Below are 22,861 nucleotides of genomic sequence, written 5' to 3'. Positions count from 1 at the left end.
CGTTCATAAGTGATTCGCTGCACTTTTTTTCTGCTGGTGTGCCGACACTCTCGGCAGCAACTCGGTGACACGGTTCAACTTGCCCAGCACAGCGGTCTCGACCTGTCCCAGGCGATAGCGGGTGCCTTGGGCCGTTGCAATGTGCTCTCGACCGAGACCTTCAAGCTCTGCCAATGCCTGGTCATACAGCTCCTTCCGGGCAGCGAGGTAATCGGCGGTCAATTCGATACTTTGTCCTACCAGGTCCAGATCGCGCTGCCCGAGCGAATTATTGAGTGCCTCCGTCACTTCGACACTGAGACGGAAAAAGGCCAGCCATTTTTCCAGATGAGTGCCTCCTGTGATGTCATCAGCGACTCCAATGGTTCCTGCTATCAGACTTTCCTTGTTACCGTCGGTGGTGCGGGGGTCATATTTTGAGAGAAAGGATTTGATTTTATTTTTCCCGTCCGTGGGTTTGGCTTCTTCAGCCAGACGACCGACATCGTAATCTGCGCTGTCGGGCAACAGTTTGTAGCCGTAAGGATTGTCTGCGCCTAGCTTGTCTATCCCTGCACCTGTCACGTCTGCGGCGATGGCTGCTGTGGCTATGCCGATACCCAACCCGGTGATCGGGTTGAACGTGGCAAATGTTCCGACGAATGTCCCTGCAGTAAGCGCCGTACCCGCAGTGAGGGCAGAGGCCAGAACGTTGAGCAGGGTCAGGGCTGCACGCTTCCCGCTGGAACGGTAGATATCCCTGGTGGAGTTCAAATGGCTGAGTTGATAGATCGATTTGTCCAGTTTGCCTGTAACAACAGCAAGCAGGTTTTCGTAGTCTGTCGCCACTGTCAGTAATTCAGAAGGTGTTCGCTGTTGCCCCTGAGCATCGAAGTACCGCAGCGGATTATTGCCAACGAATCCATACAGGTTCAGGCCATCCACATCCCCCGCCGGATCCGCACTGAGCCAACGCTGCAACCATGGCGCGTAATAACGGGCGCCGTAGTAATACAAACCGCTGACATCCATCTCCTTGCCCGAATAGCGGATGAATTTGTAGGGGGCCTCGATCTCGGAGGGCGCGGTCATCCATGCCGTGGCGCCGAACGGGTAGTAACCTTCGGCGCTGATCAGTTGCGCCTGCTGACCGAGTTCCATGACGCAGGAGCCAAGGTGATCTTCCAGGCTGTAGCGCAGTTGATCGGTGGCGATGCCCTCGGGTTGTTTCGCTGCCCAATGCAGGCAACGGGCGTTGCCGAGGGTGATGACGTGCAGCTCTTCGCCGTTGTCGCGCGTGCGGATTTCCAGCCCCGGCAAGTAGCGCACCTGATGAAAGTGCGCGGTGTTGGCCGCCAAGGTTTCGTGGCGCTTGAACACGCGCATGCCCTGGCTGTAGCGGTAATGTTCGGCATCATCGGGGCCGTCCGGGCGCTGGATCAGAGTCACGCTTTGCAGCTCGTCGCGGGCATTCCAGGTCAGCGGTTTGCAGGGGTGCATCGCATTCAGGTTGCCGTGGCGATCAAACAGAACGTCGAACTCCGGTTCCGGCTCTTCTGTTTCCCAGCGTACGCCGCGATTACTGTTCGGATCGATGCGCATTTGCCGGGTGTAATGGTTGCCCGCCCGTACATGGCACAGTTCGATCAGGTTGCCACCGTGATCGTATTGATAGGTCTGGGTGTAGTTGCGGCGATCGTTAGGGTCACCCGGTTGCGGCAGACCGGGGATGTCCGGCGGCGGGCCCGCATCGTGGCCAGTGGCGCTGATCAGCCGATAAAGCGAGTCATAGATGAAATCGCGGTGGCCGTCGACCCGTTGGTTGGCGAAATATCGCGGTGCGAAAGCGTGGTCTTCGATGCGGGTGATGTTGCCGACGCGGTCGTAGAAGTACTCGAGGTCTTGCAGGACGCCACGGTCTTCGTGGTGGCTGGACTGGGTGTGCAAACGATCGTCCGCCGGGTCATACGTCCACGTGCTGTGCACCCGATTCCCGGCCAGTTGTTCGATGATCTGGTCGTTGGCGTTGTACTGCGCGTCGATCAACACCGGTTGCCAGTCAGACGTGCCGCTGATCAGCAGTTGCGCGTCCTTGAGTTGCCCGGCCAGGCCGTAACATAAGCGTCGCCGGTGGCCGCCGGCGTCGGTCTGCTCCAGCAGTGCGCCGAGGGGGCTGAACACTTGGTGGCTGGTAAATGGCTCACCGTCGTGGAACGTGCGGGTTTCCCTCAGAGACGGGCCGGTCAGGGAAAAACTGTCGGTAAGCAGTGAGCCGGCACGATCCTCTTGTTCCAGCAACTGGCCGCGCTGATTGAGCCCCGCCTCGGCCGAGGCGTCGGCGTAGATGAAAACATCCACGTTGGGCCGGCCATTTTCCTCGACGGCGACCACCCGCAGTTGCGCATCGAAGAGCGTCTGCCAATGGCTGCCGCGCTGGTCCCAGCGGCGCAAAGGCTCACCGGCCAGCCCGGGCAGGGTCAGGCGCCAGCCGGCGTCGACGCTGTCGGTTTTCAAGGCCGATCCGTCCAGGCGGTAAACCGTGGTCAGGCACGGTGCCGACAGGCGCGGATCCCATTGTTCGACCAGCCGCCCGGCGCAGTCGTGCTGCTGCCGGGTTACCAGGGCTTTGGGAGTGTCGGCCGTCACACTGCGCAAGTACCCGACCTGACGCACTGCCAAGCCACGCGCATCGCTCACGACCAGCGCGGGTGTGCGGCGATGCACGCTGGCGGTCACGACCCTGGCGCCTGGGTTGGAGATGATGCCTCGGCAGTGTCGTTGAAATCTTCGCTGGTTTGAAACCAGGGATGGTAGGCCACTCGGGACAGGTGCCCCTTGGCATTGATCAATCGCACCTGCCGGCTCATGACGTCATAGAAAACCTTGTCGTGATGGCCGAGGGTGCGCAGGGACTGATCGTTGACGTAGGTATAGGTATCGGCGAAAAACGCGCGGTACTGACGAACCGGCAAACCCTTGTTGTTGAATTCGACACGCTCGCTGATGCGCCAGCGCGGATTGGCATCGACCACTTTGATCTGACCATTTTCGATAATCAGAGAACCGTCAGCGTCCACGGCATACGCCTCGCCCGGATCGACCAGCTGCTGGGTTTGCAGAGCGCGGCCAAAGCCGTCGACACAGGCTTTGATGATCTGGATCTGCGCCAGCGGATCGTCCGGGTAGCGGTCGGCACTGAGGATCACGCTGTGGACCGGTTCGCGATGCACGGCGGCGATGGCATCTTGCAGGGCTCGCTCATCGGGCGTCAGGACGTTACCAGGCCGGGCAAGTCGGCGGCGCGCGCTGGCCCTGATGTGGCCGCTGGGTAGCAGATAACCCTGGGCGATCCAGGCCAAGGCGGCGCGGGTATCACTGGCGATCCGACCCATCCAGCTGAACAGGTCCTTGCGCAGGGTACTCGCGGCTTTTTGTACGGCATCGGATGGGTGGGCAATGGCGGCGGCGGGGCTGCGGTCATCCGGAATTCTGTATTCGCTCAGTGGCTTGAACCCCGCCTCCCTGTTGTTCTCGGTGCCATGAAAACTGGTGGCCAGAGGCTGCCTGGCGGGGTCATAAAAACCCTGATGAATGTTCAGGTTGGCATCGATGATTTGCAGCGGTTGCAGCGCGTGATAGTCGTACTCGATACGCGTCAGACAGCCGTCCGGTAACTCCACGGAGATGATGGCCAGCGAGTAAGGGTCGTATTCGGCACTGGTATAGCCATGGCTGAGCGTTTCACGGTAACGCCGTACCTTGTAGAAACGCTCGGGGCCGGCATATTCGGCGTAGCCGAAATTCGCCGACCAGAGATCCTGCTCCGTGCTGCCCATGGGGTGGACCCAGAACAGGAACGGCATCGGTGTGTAACCGATTCTTGCCAATTCGGTCCGCACGTCGAAATTCGATAGAACGCTGTAAGCGTGCAGCGCCGTCTTGTCCAGTTGTGCCACTTCCAACGGGCCGAACAAGGCTTCGAAGCTGGCAGTGCCGTCGTCCAGCAGTTTGCCGTCAGTACTCACGTAACGTTGCACGGACTGTGTGGTCAGCACTCGCTGGGCGTTCCATTGCGGCGAATCCTCATGTTCCATCAGGCAGTCATAAGAGACCTGCCCAGGCATAAGCCCGGTGGGCAGTGTGCCTTTGGGCAAGACCAGCGCATTGCCGCGCTGTTGATAGGGCAAACCGAGCCGCCAATGCTGCGGGTCCTTGTCCAGATCGATGAACGCAGAGCGGCTTTCATTCAGGTAGAACGATTGTTGCGCCTGGTCATGGGCGTCGGACCACCACTGCCGTTCATCAGGATCTTCGAACGGCGGCGTATCGTTGTCGGTGAGCCGCCGGGCGTAGCTCACGGTGATTGAGTGCGTCGCCTGGCCGTAAGCGTTGTAGCGCAGGACCAGATCCATGCGGCACATGGGATCGTCGACGAAGCCGTCGTACTGGTAATTGATTTTTTCCACCACCAGCGGCAGCAGGACGGCGGCGGCGGTCGCGCCTTGTTTATGCACCTCGCGCACCCGATAACGGGTTTCTTCGACGGTAAAAGGCGTGGTGACCCGCGGAACATCCTCGCCTGTATCGGCATAGGTCTCGATGCGCGTGACCGCGCCAACCAGTGCCCGGGAAATCTGGTAGCAAGTGTCTGCGTCAGGAGAATCCAGCTGTTCCTCGCAATCGTCCGCCTCGTGGTAGCGGCTGAACAGCGTATCGCCCAGTGGCACTGCATGTGCGTCGTGAGTGAAATAGTCGTCACGCGAGCGGTTCATCGATTGCCCGGTATGAAACCAGGTGAAGACCCGCATCGGCTCGCTGAAGCCGTCGCCCTGATCGTCGCCGGCGCTCTCGCTGTCGGTTTGCTGCAACAGGCCGAAACCGCGGAACTCGCGCTCACGGCTGTCGTAGAAACCTTCCCGCCAGGTGAAAACCTGCGTCAGACAGTTGCCGGTGATTTCATCCAGTTGCTGCTGTTTTTTGACCACCGTCACCGGGAATGGCAGGTGGCACGCCGGAAAACGTCTGAGGGTGGGCAAATGGCGTTTCTCATCCAGCCATTCCTGCGCCGAGCTGCGGTAGACCACGCTGGCGCTGCAGCCCATGTTGTTGTTACTGCTGGTCAGCAGATACGGCTTGGCCGAAACGAAGTCGTAACGCCAATGCTGCGGCTGCATGTGCGTTACCGTCAGGATCAGGCTGGCGCAGCCCAGGCCTTGCAGGTCGGCGAAATTCACCTGACAGAACCGGTCGTAGCGCACGCCGTCGGGCCACGGCACGCTGATCGGTGTTTGCTCCAGGCCATTGCCGCCGCGATTCAAGTAGATATCGAAGGCGTCGGAGTTCAGATAAATCAGCGACGGGGCACCGGAGCCGTCGAGGTCGGCAAGGCGTACCCGGGACGAATCGAATTGCTCATAGCTGAAGGGCAATGCGCTGATCTTGCGACCACGGCCAAACCGACCATGGCCCAGGTTCGGCCAGCAACGGAGTTCATCGTGGCGAATCCGGCAAAGCTCAGGCATATCGCTGCCCAGAAAACTGCTCAGCGCCACCAGTTCTGTGCGGGAGTTGCTGAACAACGGCAAGCGGTCGTCGTCGGGTTTGTGAGCGACCTCCTCGGGAGCAGCAAAGCCCTGTTCACGTTCGTTGGCATACAGTCGCACCGAGTTCGGCCCGATCAATGCCAGGCTACTCAAACCATCTCCAGTCAAATCGCCGAGTGTCGAGAGCGTGTTGAAAAATTCCGGTGGGAATTTGCCGAACGGAATGAAGTCGGCAAACGTGCGTTGCTCTGTCAGGGTGCGAAACCCACTGATGCCCGGTCGGGCAGTAACCCAGTCGAGCCGACCGTCACCCGTCAGGTCGGTCAGCAGTTGCTGGACCGGCCGGTTGCGATCAGCCACCGGAATTTTGTCCAGCGCGACCCAGGGCCCATAGTCGATTGCATCGGTGCCTTGGGTCGCGCGCCGCGGTTCGCGGTAGTACCAGCTCTGGTCATGGCGGCAGAGAAAACCCGGCACACCTTCGCCAAAAAGATCAACGCACTGATAAAAACCGCCGTCCTCGATACCCGGCTGCGTATCGAACTCAAGAAAGCGAAGCGGGGTTTTATTGAGGTCAAAAGGGGCGTAGTCGAACTCGACCGGTGGCGTATTTTCGACGAAGCCTGTGGCATCGAATGCCTGATAGTGCGCCGCGCTGATCTGGCTATAGGTCCACTTTGCGCCGTCCTGCGGTTGCCGGTATTCCAGTAGCAGGCGGCTCGCCAGTTTCGGTTGGTCAGTCGACTGTGCGGGGAAGTGATGGAACAGCAACGCTTGCTGACAGAGTCTGCGCGTGCCCAGCTCAAACCCCTGACCATGGGTCAAAAAGCTGTCCGTTCGCAGCGTCCAGGGTTTCAGGGTGTCACCGTCGTACGCTGGGATATCGCTCAGTGACGTGCTGCGTTCGCCGTAATCGAACAGCAGATGAAAATGCCAGTCCAGTTCGGCGGGGTGTTCTGTGGTCCAGCTGTACAGATTGTTGCTGGCCGTGAAATTGCCGTAGCACACGCGGGCCAGATAACGCTGGGCGCCGTATTCATGCAGCGGGTCGGGATCCTGATCGTCGGCCTTGTAGTCGAAACAGATATGTTCGCCGCGCGCGTTCATGCTTTCGCCTATTAACCAGGCAGCGATATGTCCAGGCGCGTCGGGGTCGGCAATTCGGCTGGCTTCGGTCTTGCCGTACAGGTGCAGCGAACCGTCGGCGCCGTGCATCAGCCAGAATGACGGTGGATCGGCCTCTCGGGTTTGCGCTTGCCAGCGCTCACGCAGGGCGAAATCACTTTCCACTTGCGGCCAGTAGCGCACGACCCTGTGCGGGCCGATGTCGACATCGTTATAGGTGTTTTCTTCCCGGAATCTGATTTCACCGTTTACATCCAGCTCCGGCATCCATACTTCGCCGTCGACACCGATGATCTCGTCGTGATCGGTGTAGCGCGGCACGCCTTTGTTGGTTCTACGGCTGATCTGACCCGCGCCGGCCAAGTGCCAGGAAAGCCCGAACGGACCGTTGCCGCTTTGGCTGCTGTAGTTCAACGAGAACTGCGCATCCCAGCCGCGCCCGGCCGTCGTCGGAATCGGCAGTTCGAACGAAGCCGCTCCGGTCGGCCCCACCGCGCCCCAGCTTTTGCCAATGGTGGCGATCGATGCGCTTTTGGCGATGGAGGGGGTGGTGATGCTCAGCTCTTGTTGTTCAGGCATGGTCGAATCCATTGCGCGCGGGGTGGGCGTGACTGGACTGACGCTAACAAGAATGGCGGGTAAATGAACCTGTCAGATCTGACAGGTGCGCAAGATCATTTTGTATGCTCCGGCAGCTTTTTTATCGCGATCGGTTTGCACATATGAAAACGGCCGATTCATCCCTGCGGATGAATCGGCCGTTTCATGGAAGCGAAGGGCTTACTGCACTTCTACCGCCAGGCTCTCGCTGATCTTCTGCTGCCAGATCGCCGGGCCAGTGATGTGTACGGACTCACCTTTGCTGTCCACCGCCACGGTGACCGGCATGTCCTTGACCTCGAACTCGTAGATCGCTTCCATGCCCAGTTCGGCAAACGCCAGCACCTTGGACTTCTTGATCGCTTGCGCAACCAGGTAAGCCGCGCCGCCGACGGCCATCAGGTACACAGCCTTGTTGTCCTTGATCGCGTCGATCGCAGTCGGGCCGCGCTCGGATTTGCCGATCATGCCCAACAGGCCGGTCTGCTCGAGGATCTGCCGGGTGAACTTGTCCATCCGCGTCGCGGTGGTCGGGCCCGCCGGGCCAACCACTTCGTCACCGACCGGATCAACCGGGCCGACGTAGTAGATGAAGCGACCTTTGAGGTCCACCGGCAGGGTTTCACCCTTGTTGAGCATCTCGACCATGCGCTTGTGCGCGGCGTCGCGGCCGGTGAGCATCTTGCCGTTGAGCAGCACGGTTTCGCCCGGCTTCCAGCTCTGCACGTCTTCCGGGGTCAGAGTGTCGAGGTTGACACGGCGGGCCGACGGGCCGGCTTCCCAGACGATTTCCGGGTAAGCGTCCAGCGGTGGCGCTTCCAGCGAGGCCGGGCCGGAACCGTCGAGCACAAAGTGCGCGTGACGGGTGGCTGCGCAGTTGGGGATCATGCACACCGGCAGCGAGGCGGCGTGGGTCGGGTAGTCCATGATCTTCACGTCGAGCACGGTGGTCAGGCCACCGAGGCCCTGGGCGCCGATGCCCAACTGGTTGACCTTCTCGAACAACTCCAGACGCATTTCTTCGATGCGGTTCTGCGGGCCACGGGCCTTCAGTTCGTGAATGTCGATGGATTCCATCAACACTTCCTTGGCCATCACCGCGGCTTTCTCCGCGGTGCCGCCGATGCCGATGCCGAGCATGCCTGGCGGGCACCAGCCAGCGCCCATGGTCGGAACAGTCTTGAGCACCCAGTCAACGATCGAGTCGGACGGGTTGAGCATGGCCATTTTCGACTTGTTCTCGGAACCGCCGCCCTTGGCCGCCACGTCCACTTCCACGGTGTTGCCCGGGACGATGGAGTAGTGGATCACGGCCGGGGTGTTGTCCTTGGTGTTCTTGCGAGCGCCTGCCGGGTCGGCGAGGATCGAGGCACGCAGGACGTTTTCCGGCAGGTTGTAGGCGCGACGCACGCCTTCGTTGATCATGTCGTCCAGGCCCATGGTGGCGCCATCCCAACGCACGTCCATGCCGACACGGACGAACACGGTGACGATACCGGTGTCCTGGCAAATCGGCCGATGGCCGGTGGCGCACATGCGCGAGTTGATCAGGATCTGCGCCATCGAATCACGGGCCGCCGGCGATTCTTCGCGCAGGTAGGCCTCGTGCATCGCCTGGATGAAATCCACGGGGTGGTAATAGGAAATGAACTGCAAAGCGTCGGCAACGCTCTGAATCAGGTCATCTTGCTTGATCACGGTCATGAGTCGCGCTCCTCGAAAAACACGGTGGGGCAGCTACAAGCTTCTAGCTTCAAGCGGCAAGTTAAAGCATTACGCGGACAGCTTGAGCTTGCCGCTTGAGGCTTGCGGCTGTCCCTTTGTGGCGCGACGCTAAAAAGGCGCGGCAGTATACCGCGGCTCTGTTGGGCATACACGCGCCAGTAGTCATTCATTGCAGCAGCTGCAAGCTGCAAGCTTCGAGCGGCAAGTCAAAGCAGGACTCGGACAGCTTGAGCTTGCCGCTTGAAGCTTGCGGCTTGTAGCTGCCCTTCCGGGCCGGGCGGGCCACACTTTTGACGCCATTTTCCCGGCCCGAAAATCGGTGGTCATTTAGCGACCGGGCCTCTAAAGTGGCATCCGGTCTGTAGAGTAGGACACTCGGTCAGCCTCCTATCGCACGGTGAGTCAACGATTGACCCATAACGCCATTCAACGCCTGTTGCTCAAACGCTTCGCCCTCGCTGCGGCCACCTACGGATTGGCTTTGCTGCTGCTGTGGCTGGCGTTTTTTACCGGGCATTATCAGCAATCGCTCAGTGGCGTGGCGATCGGCAGCGCTATGGTAGTCATCAGTCAGGCGACCCTGTTCGGGCTGTTCTGGAGCGGTCGCAACCAGCGCTTCGCCGACCCCAGCCTGACCGAAGCGCAAGTGTTGATGGGCCTGGGCTGGCAGACCTGGCTGATCGCCCATGTCGACGAGGCGCGCGGGGCGTTTCTGGTGTTTTACGTGCTGATTCTGCTGTTCGGCCTGTTCCATCTCACCCGCCGGGTGTTCATCCGTTGCGCGCTGCTGGTGTTTTTCAGTTTCTCCGCGATTACCCTGTGGGACGCCTACCACTTCCGCTTCGCCGAGCCTGCGCTCGCGGCATTGCAGGTGTGCATTCTGGCGATGGTGCTGGCGTGGCTGGTACTTTACGCGCGCTTCGTCCAGGTTTCCCGGCAACGCCAGCGGCAGCGCCGGTTTGCCTTGCAGGCGCATCAGGACACCTTGCGCGGAATGATGCGCCAGCTCGAAGACCTGGTCGCCACCGATGAACTGACCGGCCTGTTCAATCGCCGTCACTTCCTGCGCATCGCCTCGCGCGAGCTCAACGCGCTGGACAGCGACGTGATGCACGGTCTGGCGCTGATCGATCTGGATCACTTCAAACGCATCAACGACCTGCACGGCCACGCCGCCGGCGATCAGGTGCTGCAGGCGTTTGCCGCTGTCGCGCAAGCGTGCCTGCGCGACGGCGACGTGCTGGCGCGCTATGGTGGCGAGGAATTCGTGGTGCTGTTGCCCGACTGCGATGCCGAACGCCTGACCGCGTGTTGCGAGCGTTTGCGCATCGCCTTCAGTGAGGTGGAATTGATGGGCCTGCAAGTGCGCAACCTGAGCCTGTCGGCGGGCATGACCCTGCTGTGCGTCGGCGATGATCTGGATGAGGCGTTGCAGCGCGCCGATCAGGCGCTGTATCGGGCCAAGCGTGACGGGCGCAATCGTTGTGCCGCGGCATGGGAAAACGTCGATGCCTGAACTGCGCGTCGGTGATCGGCAATGGACGGTTGAGGCGGGCAGCAATCTGCTCGATGTCCTCAACCAGAACGGTGTCGTCGTGCCCTACAGCTGTCGCGCCGGCAGTTGCCATGCCTGTCTGGTGCAATGCACCCAAGGCCTGCCTGCCGACAACCGTCCGGACGCCTTGAGTGCCGAGCAACGTCAGGACGGTTGGCGCCTGGCCTGCCAATGCCAGGTGACCGAAGATCTGCAGGTGCACACCTTCGATCCGCTCGCCGACGGTCGCCCGGCCGTGGTCGAGGCGCTGGACTGGCTCAGCGACTGCGTTCTGCGCCTGCGCCTGGCCCCGCAGCGGCCGCTGCGCTACAGCGCCGGTCAGCATCTGGTGTTGTGGATTGGCCACATCGCTCGGCCTTACTCGCTGGCGAGCCTGCCGCAAGAAGACCGCTTTCTCGAGTTTCACCTCGATTGCCGCCAGCCCGGCGAATTCGTTGATGCCGCACGTCATCTGCAGATCGGCGACTCGATCCGCCTCGGTGAACTGCGCGGCGGCGCTTTGCACTACGACCCGGACTGGCACGCCCGGCCGCTGTGGCTGCTCGCCGCCGGCACCGGTCTAGGCCCGTTGTTCGGTGTCCTGCGTGAAGCACTGCGTCAGGATCACCAAGGCGCCATCCGTGTCATTCACCTGGCCCATGACGCACGCGAGCACTATCTGGCCAAACCCCTTGCGGCACTGGCCGCGCAGCGGGAAAACCTCAGCGTCGAGCTGTGGACGGCGGCCGAGTCGGCCGCCGCTTTGGCGCAACTGCGCCTTGTTTCCCGACAGACCCTGGCCTTAGTCTGCGGCTCGACGGCCAGTGTCGACGCCTTAGCCAGGCGCTTGTATCTGGCCGGATTGCCGCGCAATCAACTGCTGGCCGATGTGTTTCTGTCCCGTGGTTGAGCGCTGATTTCCAGACGCGAGACACGCCATGACCGAAGCCATTCTGCTGGAGCGCGAGCGCGGTCTGTTGACCCTGCGCCTCAATCGCCCGGACAAGAAAAACGCCCTGACCCGTGCCATGTACGGCCGCCTCGCCGACGCATTGAAGCAGGCCGATGGCGACCCGCAGATCAACGCCGTGCTGATCACCGGCAGCGCCGAGTGTTTCACCGCCGGCAACGACATCGCCGACTTCATCCAGCAACCGCCGAGCGACCTCGACAGCTCGGTGTTTCATTTCATGCTCAATTTGCTCGAGTGCCGCAAACCGGTGATTGCCGCTGTGGCCGGCGCGGCGGTTGGCATCGGCACAACCCTGTTGCTGCATTGCGATCTGGTTTACGTCAGCCGCGATGCACGCCTGCGCATGCCATTCGTCAACCTCGGTTTGTGCCCTGAGTTCGGTTCCAGCCTGATCCTGCCGCGTCTGCTTGGGCAGGCCAGAGCGGCAGAATTGTTGTTGCTCGGCGAAAGCTTCAGCGGCGAGCAGGCTGCACAGTGGGGGATCGCCACCCAAGCGCTGGACAGCGGTGATGCGGTGCTGAGCAAGGCCCGGGAGATGGCGCTGCGGTTTGATGAACTGCCGGCCGAAGCGGTACGCATCAGCAAGCAATTGATGCGAGCGCCGGATCGCGAGTTGCTGCGCAAAGTCATCGAGGAGGAGGGCGCGTTGTTCACCCAGCGGCTGCGTTCCCCGGAAGCGTTGGCGGCGTTGAACGGATTTATCAAACGGCACTGAAATGGCGGCGACTGCACTGGCCTTGTGAGCTAAGGGCCCAGGTCAGCCAGCACATTTGTCAGGTCCAATATGGAACGCCGTGCCATTTACCTGGCAGGGCGTTGCATTTGAGGCGGTGGGCGAAACTCAGCCGTGGTAGCGCAGCAACGCGATTTTTCTGCCGGGCAGGGTGGCGCAGATCAAAATCCGGCCATCCTCCTGCAGTGTCAAACCGGTAGCCAGTTGCACGCCGTCCTCCAGGCGTGTGCGTAGCCAACCTTGGCCATCGTTGAACTCCGGATCGAAGTCTGCGTCGATGAACCGTGCGATGACAATGTCAGCCTGTCCCCGTACTCCGATCGCCCCGGCCACCACAATCCTGCCGTTTTTCTGAATGGCTGCGCCTGTCCAGGACGTAATCGAACCGGATTCCAGCTCCGTATAGAGAGGTTGACCCCGGTTGAACTGAATGTTGGGACTGCCGTCAGGTTCAAGGCTGATCATCACGCCTTCGTTGCCAAGGCTATCGCCGAACCCGAGGATGCGTTGATTGGGTTGCAGCACAGTAGCCTGGATCAGATGCGCGTGCAGTGGGCTGGCAACAGTGACAAATCCATTGTCGCCAAAATGCTCGTCCAGCTCACCAGAGGCGTTGTAGCGTACGAACATGGCCGGGCTGGGGTTGCCGGAGTCATCGTACACATTGCCGCAACCCAGGTACTTGCCATCCGGTTGCACGGTCACATTCCTCAACACCGTGGCATTGAGGGGGTAATCGGGATGAATCACCGGGATGTAACCGATCTGGTTGAAGCTCAGATCCAGTGCGCCATTTTTTTCCAGGCGGATAATCAGGCCATGGGACTGCTGTAAATCGAAAAAATAGTCATGGGATGCGAGGATTTTGCCGTCCGGCAGTATTTCGACGCCGTGTGGATGGGTGGCGCTGGCGTCTATTTTTCGAGATCTGTCGCTGGATGCCGATCTGCCGGGTGGCGACAGCTTGATATCCAGTACGGTGTGTCCGTTGGTACCAAACGAGGGATCCAGTTGCCCGTGAGCGTCGTAGCGGGAGAAGGCGGGCACCAACTGGCCTCCAGCGTAGACTTCACTGAAGATGACGATGTTTCCATCGGGTTGAAACGTGAAGGATTTGATTTGCGACAGGGTGCAGTCAGGATAAATGTCCTGGGCAAAACCGGAGGTTGCAAAACTGCGATCGACACTGCCGTCATTGTTGAACCGACCAAGGAAATACCGGGGGTTCGGATCGGCGACATCTTCACCGTTGCCCGCGCAGTAAATCTTGTTGTCCGGGCCGATACGAACGCCGGAAACCCGAGCCAATGGCATGTCGGGGACATTGATCATTACCCTCCCGTCGGTACCAAACTCCAGGTCAGGCTTGCCTGCGCTATCGAGGGTTTGACTCTTCGTTGTCAGCAGACCGCGCGCCACGCAGGACACTCGTCGACCATTGTCCATTACGGTTGCAATGAACAGCGCGCTGTGGCCAGTGAGCAACGATGCAGGCATGAAACCCCTCATGACATCGAACTGCAGCCACCCTGTTCCGGCCCCGAACGTTTTATCCAGTTCGCCCCGGTCAGTGAACTTGGCGATCACGGTGCGACCTGGATCATACAGGTATCCAAACACCAGAATACTCCCGTCCGGCTGGGTGGCTGCCGATGACCAACTGGCCGAGCGCCCCTCCAGTCTGGTCAGCAACGGTTCGCCCCGATTGAACTGGATGTTCGCGCTGCCATCGGATTCCCGACTGATCAACAATCCCCGATTCTTGTCCAAGTGTTGTTCATAGCCAATGCTCAACAGACGTCTATTGGCCTGGGCAACGAGTTTGTCAGTGAAGAAGCGCAGTTCGTCGCTATTGGGCTTGACCACCAAATAGCCCGCTGTGGCGAAGGAAGTGTCCAGGGCCCCAGTGATCTCCAGTTTGCTGAAAAGCGCGTCGCCCGGCCGATGGTTTTTTCCGAGGCAATACCCGCTCAGAGCGTACTTTCCTTCATGGTCGACGACCATATCGGTCAATACGGTATGAGGATAGTCAGGGTGTGCGACGCGGACCATTCCGGTCTGGTTGAAGCTGGTGTCGAGTGCACCATTGGGCATGAAACGAAGCACGACCGACTGCGTTTGTTCATTACCGTCATAAATCCGCGTCAGTACCAGAATCTTGCCATCAGGCAGCACAGGGCCGTGGCTGACCGATTGAGCCAGCGGCGTTGCGCGGGCGTTCTCATCGCGCAGTTTCCGGTCGGCGCTCAGGCTGCCAAGGGGGATCAGCACTTCCCCCTTGTCGCCGAAGTCCGGATCCGGACGGCCATCGGGTAACAGGCGCACGAGCCCGACCCACGCGTCAAAGCTGCCGTCGCGGTAGTCGCCTATCAGCAATATTTTGCCGTCAGGCAGCGCTACGACTTCAAGGATGTCCGAGTGGGCACGTCCGCCTTCATCTGGATCGAACTCGCCGGTAACATGCCCACCCTTGCCGAATGTGCTGTCGACGACTCCACTGGCACTCATCCTCATGCACCAGTAGGAAACCCTGTCACTGTACTCAGCGCCGACGACGTAGATCCGGCCAGTGGAATCGACGCCCAGCCCCCTGGGCTGAATCGAAGCCCCTTCAGTTCCCGAAGCGTTCAGAAGCACTAGACCGTGAGTGCCGAAAGCGGGATCGAGTTGCCCTTCATTGTTCGAAGTCGATGGCTGCTTACCTGTGCCGTTGGCGTGGTAACGCAGGATCAGGCCTTGGAAGCCTCCGTCGCCGTGCCGAAAACCGGCCACGACGACCTTCCCGTCCTTCTGCAATGCCAGCCCATAGAAACGGGTGTGACCGTCGACCCGAGTGCTTGTCCAGCCGCGCTGGTGAAATGTCGTGTCCAGCGCGCCGTTGTCCAGCAAGCGCACCACCACGCCGGGCGACGACTCGTCCGCAGGCTTGATGGCTCCGCATAGAACAATTTTGCCATCGGGTTGCATGGCGCCTGCTTCCCATTTGGTAATGCTGTCGTCGAGCCGGGTGAGCAACGGTGTTGCGCCATTGAACTGAATATTGTATTTGCCATCCGCTTCGAGACTGATCAAAAGGCCTCGCCCATCGCTGGTTGAGCCGATCCCCAGCAGCCGCTTGTTCGGCTGGGCAATGACCGTTTCGAATTCGGCGAATTCGAACAAGGTTTGTGGTGGGGCGAAGAAACCCGCCGTGCCGAAGCCGGGTACAAGTTTGCCGGCGCGCGTGTAGCGCGCCATCAACGGCACTCTCAGATTCGGATCAGAAACCAGGCCTCCCGCCACCACAATCGTGCCATCGTGATCCACACATGCACTGCGCAGTTTCACTTGAGCGGGATCTGCTCCGGGATAAATCACCTGGACATGACCTGTGCCGTTGAAATCCGTGTCGTACGAACCATCGCTGTTGAGCAGGAACAGGTACGCACGGGTGTCTGTCACGTGAGTGACGACATAGGTATTGCCCACGAGGATTTTTCCATCTGCCAGCGGTGTGACGCTGGTCGAAAATTCCTGACTGGCATTCTTCTCTGCTATGCCAGCCAGATCCTGATCAACGCTGGAAACCGGCCGCCTGAGGATCACGTAGCCGTCGACACCGAAAGAGGTGTCGCGTCTGCCGTCAGCGAAGAATCTGGCCAACGCCGGAGTTGCCGTGTCGTAGATCCATCCGGTCAGCAGGATTTTCCCGTCATCGAGCAGCGTGATGGAGCTGCCCGCTGACTCCGTTCGTTGAATGAAATTGCCACTGGCGATGCCGTTATCGCCAAAGTCGGGATCGAGCGTGCCATCGGCTTTCAGGCAGCCCAACACGTAGGGTCTTTCGGTGACGCCCGTGCGTGCCTGCCCCGTGAAATAAATCCGCTCGACGGTAGGGGTGTATTGCGTCTGGACGCCATACAGTATGGATTCGCGTCCGAGAGAGACGCGATCCAGTAAAAAAACACCGTTGTCTGCAAAGTTTTTGTCACGCCCATCGTCGTCCTGGGTCAACCGTATCGAATCGTTCATGCCGCTCTCCTTGAGTGGATGGTTACGACCCGATTAGCTACCCAACAATCGACCCGGTCTACTGTCAGGTCTGACAGTAGACAGCCGTGTTGACTTTGTGCGCCGCCAACAAAAAGCCCCGCCATTCACATGGCGGGGCTTTTGCGTTTCAGCTGTCGGTCACTCAGACCTGCGGGTCGCCCACGTGCAGGATCTTCATGCCGTTGGTGCCGCCGGTGGTGTGGTAGCTGTCGCCCTTGGTCAGGATGACCCAGTCGCCTTTTTCCACAACGCCGCGCTTGGTCAGTTCGTCGATGGCTTTCTGGCTGACTTCGTGCGGTTCCAGCGAGGCCGGGTCGAACGGGATGGTGTAGACGCCACGGAACATGGCTGCGCGAGCCTGGGCTTCGCGGTGCGGAGTGAAGGCGTAGATCGGCACCGAGGAGCGGATACGCGACATGATCAGCGGAGTGAAGCCACTTTCGGTCAGGGCGATGATCGCTTTGACGCCCGGGAAGTGGTTGGCGGTGTACATGGTCGCCAGCGCGATGCTTTCGTCGCAGCGGCTGAATTCCTTGCCGATGCGGTGGCTGGAGGTCTTGCCGGTCGGGTGCTTCTCGGCGCCGACGCAGATGCGCGCCATTGCCTGCACGGCTTCCAGCGGGTACAGGCCAGCGGCGGATTCGGCCGAAAGCATTACGGCGTCGGTGTAGTCGAGCACGGCGTTGGCCACGTCGGACACTTCGGCGCGGGTCGGCATCGGGTTCTGGATCATCGACTCCATCATCTGCGTCGCGACGATCACCGCTTTATTGTGGCGACGTGCGTGCAGAATGATTTTCTTCTGGATGCCCACCAGCTCGGCGTCGCCGATTTCCACACCCAGGTCACCACGGGCAACCATCACTGCGTCGGACGCCTTGATCAGACCGTCGAGGGTTTCGTCGTCGGCCACGGCTTCGGCGCGTTCGATCTTCGCCACCAGCCAGGCAGTGCCGCCGGCCTCGTCGCGCAGTTGACGGGCGTATTCCATGTCCGCGGCATCACGCGGGAAGGACACCGCGAGGTAGTCGACTTCCATTTCCGCGGCGAGCTTTATGTCGGCCTTGTCTTTTTCGGTCAGGGCCGGCGCGGTCAGACCGCCACCGCGACGGTTGATGCCTTTGTGATCGGACAGCGGGCCGCCGATGGTCACGACGCAATGCAATTCAGTGGCGGTGGCGGTTTCAACGCGCATCACCACGCGGCCGTCGTCGAGCAGCAGCTCGTCGCCCACGCCGCAGTCCTTGACCAGATCCGGGTAGTCGATGCCGACCACTTGCTGGTTGCCTTCGGTCAACGGATGGCTGGTGGAGAAGGTGAACTTGTCACCGATCTTCAGCTCGATCTTCTTGTTGGCGAATTTGGCGATACGGATTTTCGGGCCTTGCAGGTCGCCGAGCAGGGCGACGAAGCGGCCGTGCTTGGCAGCGAGGTCACGCACCAGCTTCGCGCGAGCCTTGTGCTCGTCGGGGGTGCCGTGGGAGAAGTTCAGACGGGCAACGTCCAGACCAGCCAGAATCAGCTGTTCGAGAACTTCCGGCGAGTTACTGGCCGGGCCAAGGGTAGCGACGATTTTGGTACGACGGACGGACATGCAAAGACTCCTGAGTTCAAGCGCAGGCAGAGGCTACTATGCTCGAAGGGTGTAGTCATTGTTCGAATGCACTACTTATCGTTTTCTTTATTGAACGCGGCAACTTTGCGATCAGCGCGCCTGAAGATTTCCGACCAGGGGTCGATACAGAGCACAAGACAGGAGAACCCCCATGCGATTGTTGCCCATTGCCGCCCTTGCCCTCAGCGTCCTCGCCGTGACGGGCTGCACCCGTTGGTCGATGAACCATCACTTGAACAACGCCTACAGCGCCTACGAGCGGGGCAATTGCGAGCAGGTCATGCTCGAACTCTCCAAGGTCGAACGCGCCAGCCGTGCCCGCCCTTACGTGTGGCCGGAAGTGTCGATGATGCGCGGTCAGTGCCTAGAACGGCAGAAGCTGTACATCGACGCGGTGCAGACCTACCAGTTCATCATCGCTTCGTACCCCGACAGCGAATACGCCTACCGCGCCCGTGCGCGTCTGGAAACCCTGCAGAGTCTGGGCCATTACCCGACGCGCAGTGCCGCTGCGGTGGTGCGGCCGACACGCTTCTGACGGTGCTTGCCGTACAAAATCTGGCCGTCTGTACAAGCTCCGCTATAGTCAAGGAAACCGCCTGAAGCCTTGTCTTCATGGCGGCGCAACACCTGCGACTGGCAGTGGTAAAGGTGACGGCGATGATCGCGACCGTCACACCGGAAGCGGGGAGAGCGGGCCTGCCGAACAGGTTCGTTCCGAAGCACAGGTGCGGCTCCTGACGGAGCCATGCAGGGCGAACTGCTGATCATGTTTACCGACCGCCGGATCGAACGGCACCAGTTGCCGTACTACCTCAGAGTGTTCAACAGCGTGACCGACAAACCCGTTGGCTTTCTCGGCAACGTGTCGGCAGACGGGCTGATGCTGATCAGTCAATTGCCGATGATGGTCGGGATGGATTTCCAGTTACGCCTCAAAGTCCCCACCCGCGATGGCGGCCAGCAAGTCATCGATTTCAGCGCCTGTTGCGTGTGGTGCCATGAAGACGCCACGCCGCTGCACTACGACGCCGGTTTCATCCTGCGCCGCGCGCCAGTGGAGTTCGGTCAATTGGTGCTGGCGCTGCAGCAGTACTTCAGCTTTCAGCCGTTGCCAGCCTCTGCCTGAACAGCAAAAGATCGCAGCCTTCGGCAGCTCCTGCAAGGGAACGCGTTCCAAATGCAGGCGCTGCCGAAGGCTGCGATCTTTTGATCTTGACGTCACGCCGTCGTGATCGCTCGCTCCTGATCCAGCGCCTTCTCCGCCAGCAATAACCCCATCTCGCTCAACTGATAGATCGCCATCGCCAGATGTCGCGGCTTGTCCTCGAGGCTGTCCGCCAGATCGAGCAACAGAATGCTGACCGAAGAAAAGGTCTCGTAGGTTTGAATGGCCATCGCTTCAGGGTTGATATCAGGCGCGACCATGAACATCTGCATGCCGCGATCGACGGAATTGCACGACGGCGCAGTTGCGGGTTTTTTCAGGTAGTGGTCGAGGGCTTTTTCAGCGGCCTCGTGAAGTCTGGTGGAATCGGGGGAAGCGTAGGGGGAGGTCGAGTCTTCGGTTTCGGGGGGATTGGGTGTTGGTTTGATCATGGTGATAACCCTTGGTTGGGGGCCTTCACCCCTCGCGACTAAACGAATGGGGTGGCGGCTGGACGCAGGTTAGTCGACCGGGGGTATCACCAAAAACCGGCGCGCCGAAGCGCCCTGCGTACAGCCACCATCGAGTGCGGGAATAGGGATTACCCGACTTGATGACGCTTATACACCTTGATGACAAACCCCCGGGCGACTAAACCCGACCACTGATTGGCAGCGGCACGGATCACGTTACGGGGCAGCTTCAAAGCGCACAAGCCGGCGGATTCTGAGTGATGTGTAGGCAACGGCGCAAGCCGGTGTAGCCGCGTGTTAATGGCTGAAGGACGTCTGCATCTTGCAGCGTGGGAATAATTACCGTTTGTCGGGACTGTCAGATCTGTCAGGTGCGGAAGAGGAGTTATTCCCTACTTAATCAGGGCAAGGATTTTTGCACCTTGCATCGCCACCCTTGAACAGGTTCGGAGACACTCATGCCCATGACAACTGATGGTACGGACGAGAACCCGCTTGGCGGGCCTCATGAAGACATACAAGCGGATGGCGAAGTCGGGAATGGATCTGATCTGGTGAACTTGCCTCTCGAGAGTGCTCACATCTCTTTTGATTCCATAATTCCTCCCCCGACCATCGATCTGATCAAAAACATTTCCGGTTCACCGTACACCGGCGCAGGCACCGGTATTTCCGGAGCGACTGTCTTTATTTATCTCACGGGTGTGGCGGAAGGGACAGTTGGGTCGGGGCGCGTTGAATCCGGAAAATGGAGTGGGGCGATCACTTACCCAGTAAACAGAAACAAAACCAGCATTGATGCACTTCAGAGACTTGACGGACTGTATTCTGAACGTTCAGCACCAATGGAGATCTACCGAGCAGTTGTGACTTATCCGCAACCCAACACTACTGAATCCGCTAATGGCCTGATTTTTCGCGGCATCGGCGCTCCGAATTCGAAGGTGCGCGTCGTCAAGTCCCCCCCCAATCACGATGAAGTTCTGAGCGCTGAAACCAGCATTGATGAGCATGGGAATTGGCAAGCACCTCTTACTGCAGGTTTGCTCAATGGTCCATTGTCGGTCAGTGCTTTGGTTTCTTATGTCGGCACGACCAGCATATATACATTACCTGTAGCTTTCGTTGTGCATGAGGCCCCCCCTTTCATTACCAACCCGCCAGCCAACTCGCTTCAGAATCAGACGTTCAACTTAAGCGGTTTAGGGGGAGTGGCGGGTAGCACGGTGCAGGTGTTTCTCGACCTGTCCGAGTCGAAGGTCGGCGAGGCTTTCGTCACGGGCGATGCCTGGACGGTTCCAGTCAGCGTTAGACCCGGCCCGGTGTCACTGGTCGCTATACAAATCAGCGACCCCCCCTCCGGCCGCGGCCACCCCCGAGCATTCAAAATCCGCCCTGCCAAACCCGAACAACCGGTAATCGACTTTTCAGACGATGCCATCGTGAGATTCTCTGGCAAAGGCCACTACGACCCCCATTTCCCCACGCGAATCCAACTCACCGTGAAAACAGGCCAGGGGAATGCGCCGGCCATTGCCACGGTGCAAAACGACGGTACGTGGGCTACCAGTGCAACGGGCTGGGAATTGGGCAGCCGTACACTTGAGGCGATTCAACAGATTGCCGACAATGCCGGAGGCTGGATCGACTCTTTGCCTTTCGAATTCGAGGTCGAAAAGAAGCTGCCCCCGGTCAGCAATGTAAGGCACACCGACGACTACCAGCCCACCTTCAGCGGCGAGGGCGTCGACCGCGCTACCGTCAGCCTGTTTGCCGGAGCCGAAATAGCGACGCCCGTTGTCGTCAGAAACAGGCAGTGGTCTACGCAGGCGCTGGAGTCCTGGGGGCCGACGAACAAACGGAAAATATCGATCCGACAGGAGCTGGACGGTTCTGAAGGCTGGATGGAGTATGAAATCAGCATCCTGCCTCGCGAACCCGGTATCGATGTCCCTCCCGAGGACGGGCTCAATCCGGTTTTCAGCGGCACTTGCTGGCCCGGCGCGGTGGTGAACATCAGCTTCAGCGACAGCAACCACTCATTTACAGCGACGGTCGTCGGGGAAACCTGGACCTTTTGCCGCCCGACTCCGTTCACGGATGGGCTGCCCTGCACCATCGAAGCGACGCAGACAGTCGTCGGACTCACATCGGAGCCTGGCTCACTGACGTTCAAGGTCTACAGGGAGCGGCTCAAGCCTGCGATCAGAACGCCGCTGCCCGAACAGGAAACGGACAGTGATCTGACGGTGACCGGTGACTTCGGCATGGCAGGCGCTTCGATGCGGCTGTGGGATTTACAGGACGGAAAGCCCTTGGGCGATCCCGTGGTTCTCGGGCAGGACGGTCCCTGGTCGGTGCGCCTTACCGGACTCGCCATCAAGACATGGTTCATCACCGCGCAGCAAACCCTCAACGACCGGGCCTCACCCGACAGTGAGGTGCGCCAATTCGACGTCGTGGTCATGCCGCCCGAGTTCGTGCGACCGCTTCCTGGAGGCGATCTGACGCGCACGGCAGTTCTGTCGGGTACAGGTCGGCGAGACGGGTTGGTTACCGTCTGGCGCCGCGGGCTCGATGAGCCGTTGTTGCGCGATGTCCAGATCGGTGTGGACGGTACGTGGGAAGCCAGCGTTGTGCTGGAGGTCGGAGACGAAATCCTTTGGGCAACTCAGACGTTCGAGGGCAGAACGTCAAAACCCAGCCTTGACGTGCCGTGTCGGGTCGTACCCGTCGCGGTGACGCCCGAATCACCCACTCCCGAAGAATTCCTCGGCGCTACAGTGACGGTGTCCGGGTTCGGCGTTCCTGGTGACCTGATCACGCTCAAGCGCGGGGAATGCGTATTGGGCACGGCCCCGGTGCTTGACGACGCAAGCTGGTCAATCCCCGCAACGTTGGAGCTACCCGATGGGGCTGTCACATTGAGCGTTATGGCCTCCAAGGGTGAATATCATTCGATCCCCAGCGAATGGGAGTGTCAGGTAAGGCTCTTTCTCCCTCAATTCATATACCCAGGGCCAGGCCTCTGGGTTTCTCCCCTGCTGGCCGTCACTGGTTTGGGCAAACCGGGCATCGGGACTCTCTTGAGCTGGTACAGCGCCGATGTCCCGCTTGCCGGCCCCGTTACCGTCACTGACGCTGGCTGGACGGCCTCGCCGACGGAGCCGCTCCACAGTGGCGCCCAGTGGTGCCGTTTCCGGCAAATCTCCGACACAGGGGCGCCAATGTCAGACGATGCAGAAAGTGGGCGTTTTGATGTGCGTGTCGAGTCGCCAGAGAACGCTTGAAGGTTTTCCGATGAATGGTCATAAAAACTGTCATTTATGACAGTGGACTATGTCTGTTCCGAAGCGCTGAATGCTCTGTATCAACTGATGCC

Annotated in this window: 12 protein-coding genes; 6 read left to right on the top strand and 6 right to left on the bottom strand. The window is 60.0% G+C overall.

What is annotated here, in order from left to right:
- Positions 1–3 precede the first annotated feature (3 nt).
- The 3 genes from QRN33_RS00880 to QRN33_RS00870 form a co-directional block, all read right to left on the bottom strand.
- Positions 4–2,715 carry an RHS repeat-associated core domain-containing protein gene (locus QRN33_RS00880; protein ID WP_285406132.1) on the bottom strand — a complete coding sequence of 904 codons (2,712 nt, stop codon included), beginning with the start codon at positions 2,713–2,715 and terminating at the stop codon, positions 4–6.
- Positions 2,712–7,226, bottom strand: a complete 4,515-nt coding sequence (locus tag QRN33_RS00875; RefSeq protein ID WP_285406129.1) for a SpvB/TcaC N-terminal domain-containing protein — start codon at positions 7,224–7,226, stop codon at positions 2,712–2,714. The genes QRN33_RS00880 and QRN33_RS00875 overlap by 4 nt, the downstream gene beginning before the upstream one ends.
- A 201-nt stretch (positions 7,227–7,427) precedes the next feature.
- Entirely contained in the window at positions 7,428–8,951 is a 1,524-nt protein-coding gene (locus QRN33_RS00870) for a fumarate hydratase (protein WP_016773454.1), read from the bottom strand.
- A 430-nt stretch (positions 8,952–9,381) separates the two neighbouring features.
- On the opposite strand from QRN33_RS00870, the gene QRN33_RS00865 reads away from it, so the two are divergent.
- The 3 genes from QRN33_RS00865 to QRN33_RS00855 are packed head-to-tail and all read left to right on the top strand — an operon-like array spanning position 9,382 to position 12,194.
- Positions 9,382–10,488: a GGDEF domain-containing protein gene (locus QRN33_RS00865; RefSeq protein WP_285406123.1), complete on the top strand. Its 1,107-nt coding sequence runs from the start codon at positions 9,382–9,384 to the stop codon at positions 10,486–10,488.
- Positions 10,481–11,416, top strand: coding sequence for an iron-sulfur-binding ferredoxin reductase (locus QRN33_RS00860; protein WP_285406120.1), 936 nt, complete (start codon positions 10,481–10,483; stop codon positions 11,414–11,416). The genes QRN33_RS00865 and QRN33_RS00860 overlap by 8 nt, the downstream gene beginning before the upstream one ends.
- Before the next feature lie 28 nt (positions 11,417–11,444).
- Positions 11,445–12,194, top strand: coding sequence for an enoyl-CoA hydratase-related protein (locus QRN33_RS00855; protein ID WP_285406118.1), 750 nt, complete (start codon positions 11,445–11,447; stop codon positions 12,192–12,194).
- A gap of 126 nt (positions 12,195–12,320) precedes the next feature.
- On the opposite strand, the gene QRN33_RS00850 is transcribed toward QRN33_RS00855, so the two are convergent.
- Positions 12,321–16,223, bottom strand: a complete 3,903-nt coding sequence (locus QRN33_RS00850) for a hypothetical protein (RefSeq protein WP_285406116.1) — start codon at positions 16,221–16,223, stop codon at positions 12,321–12,323.
- Positions 16,224–16,386: 163 nt separating this feature from the next.
- A complete protein-coding gene (gene pyk / locus QRN33_RS00845; protein WP_024014116.1) occupies positions 16,387–17,838 on the bottom strand; it encodes a pyruvate kinase in 1,452 nt (483 codons plus the stop codon).
- A gap of 172 nt (positions 17,839–18,010) precedes the next feature.
- On the opposite strand from pyk, the gene QRN33_RS00840 reads away from it, so the two are divergent.
- Together QRN33_RS00840 and QRN33_RS00835 are read left to right on the top strand one after the other, a co-directional pair.
- A complete protein-coding gene (locus QRN33_RS00840; RefSeq protein ID WP_042607317.1) occupies positions 18,011–18,397 on the top strand; it encodes a tetratricopeptide repeat protein in 387 nt (128 codons plus the stop codon).
- A 231-nt stretch (positions 18,398–18,628) separates the two neighbouring features.
- Positions 18,629–18,988 (top strand): PilZ domain-containing protein, encoded by a 360-nt coding sequence (locus QRN33_RS00835; RefSeq protein ID WP_083354345.1) that lies wholly within the window; start codon positions 18,629–18,631, stop codon positions 18,986–18,988.
- Between the two features lie 92 nt (positions 18,989–19,080).
- Here the strand turns inward: QRN33_RS00835 and QRN33_RS00830 are convergent, their stop codons facing one another.
- Positions 19,081–19,458, bottom strand: coding sequence for a DUF6124 family protein (locus QRN33_RS00830; protein WP_042607316.1), 378 nt, complete (start codon positions 19,456–19,458; stop codon positions 19,081–19,083).
- Between the two features lie 479 nt (positions 19,459–19,937).
- Between QRN33_RS00830 and QRN33_RS00825 the strand changes: the two genes are divergently transcribed.
- Entirely contained in the window at positions 19,938–22,769 is a 2,832-nt protein-coding gene (locus QRN33_RS00825) for a hypothetical protein (protein WP_285406110.1), read from the top strand.
- The last annotated feature ends 92 nt before the right edge of the window (positions 22,770–22,861 follow it).

Origin of the sequence: Pseudomonas sp. FR229a (assembly GCF_030209115.1) — a bacterium.
Taxonomy (GTDB): domain Bacteria; phylum Pseudomonadota; class Gammaproteobacteria; order Pseudomonadales; family Pseudomonadaceae; genus Aquipseudomonas; species Aquipseudomonas moraviensis_A.
This window is presented reverse-complemented; position numbering and strand designations above follow the sequence as displayed.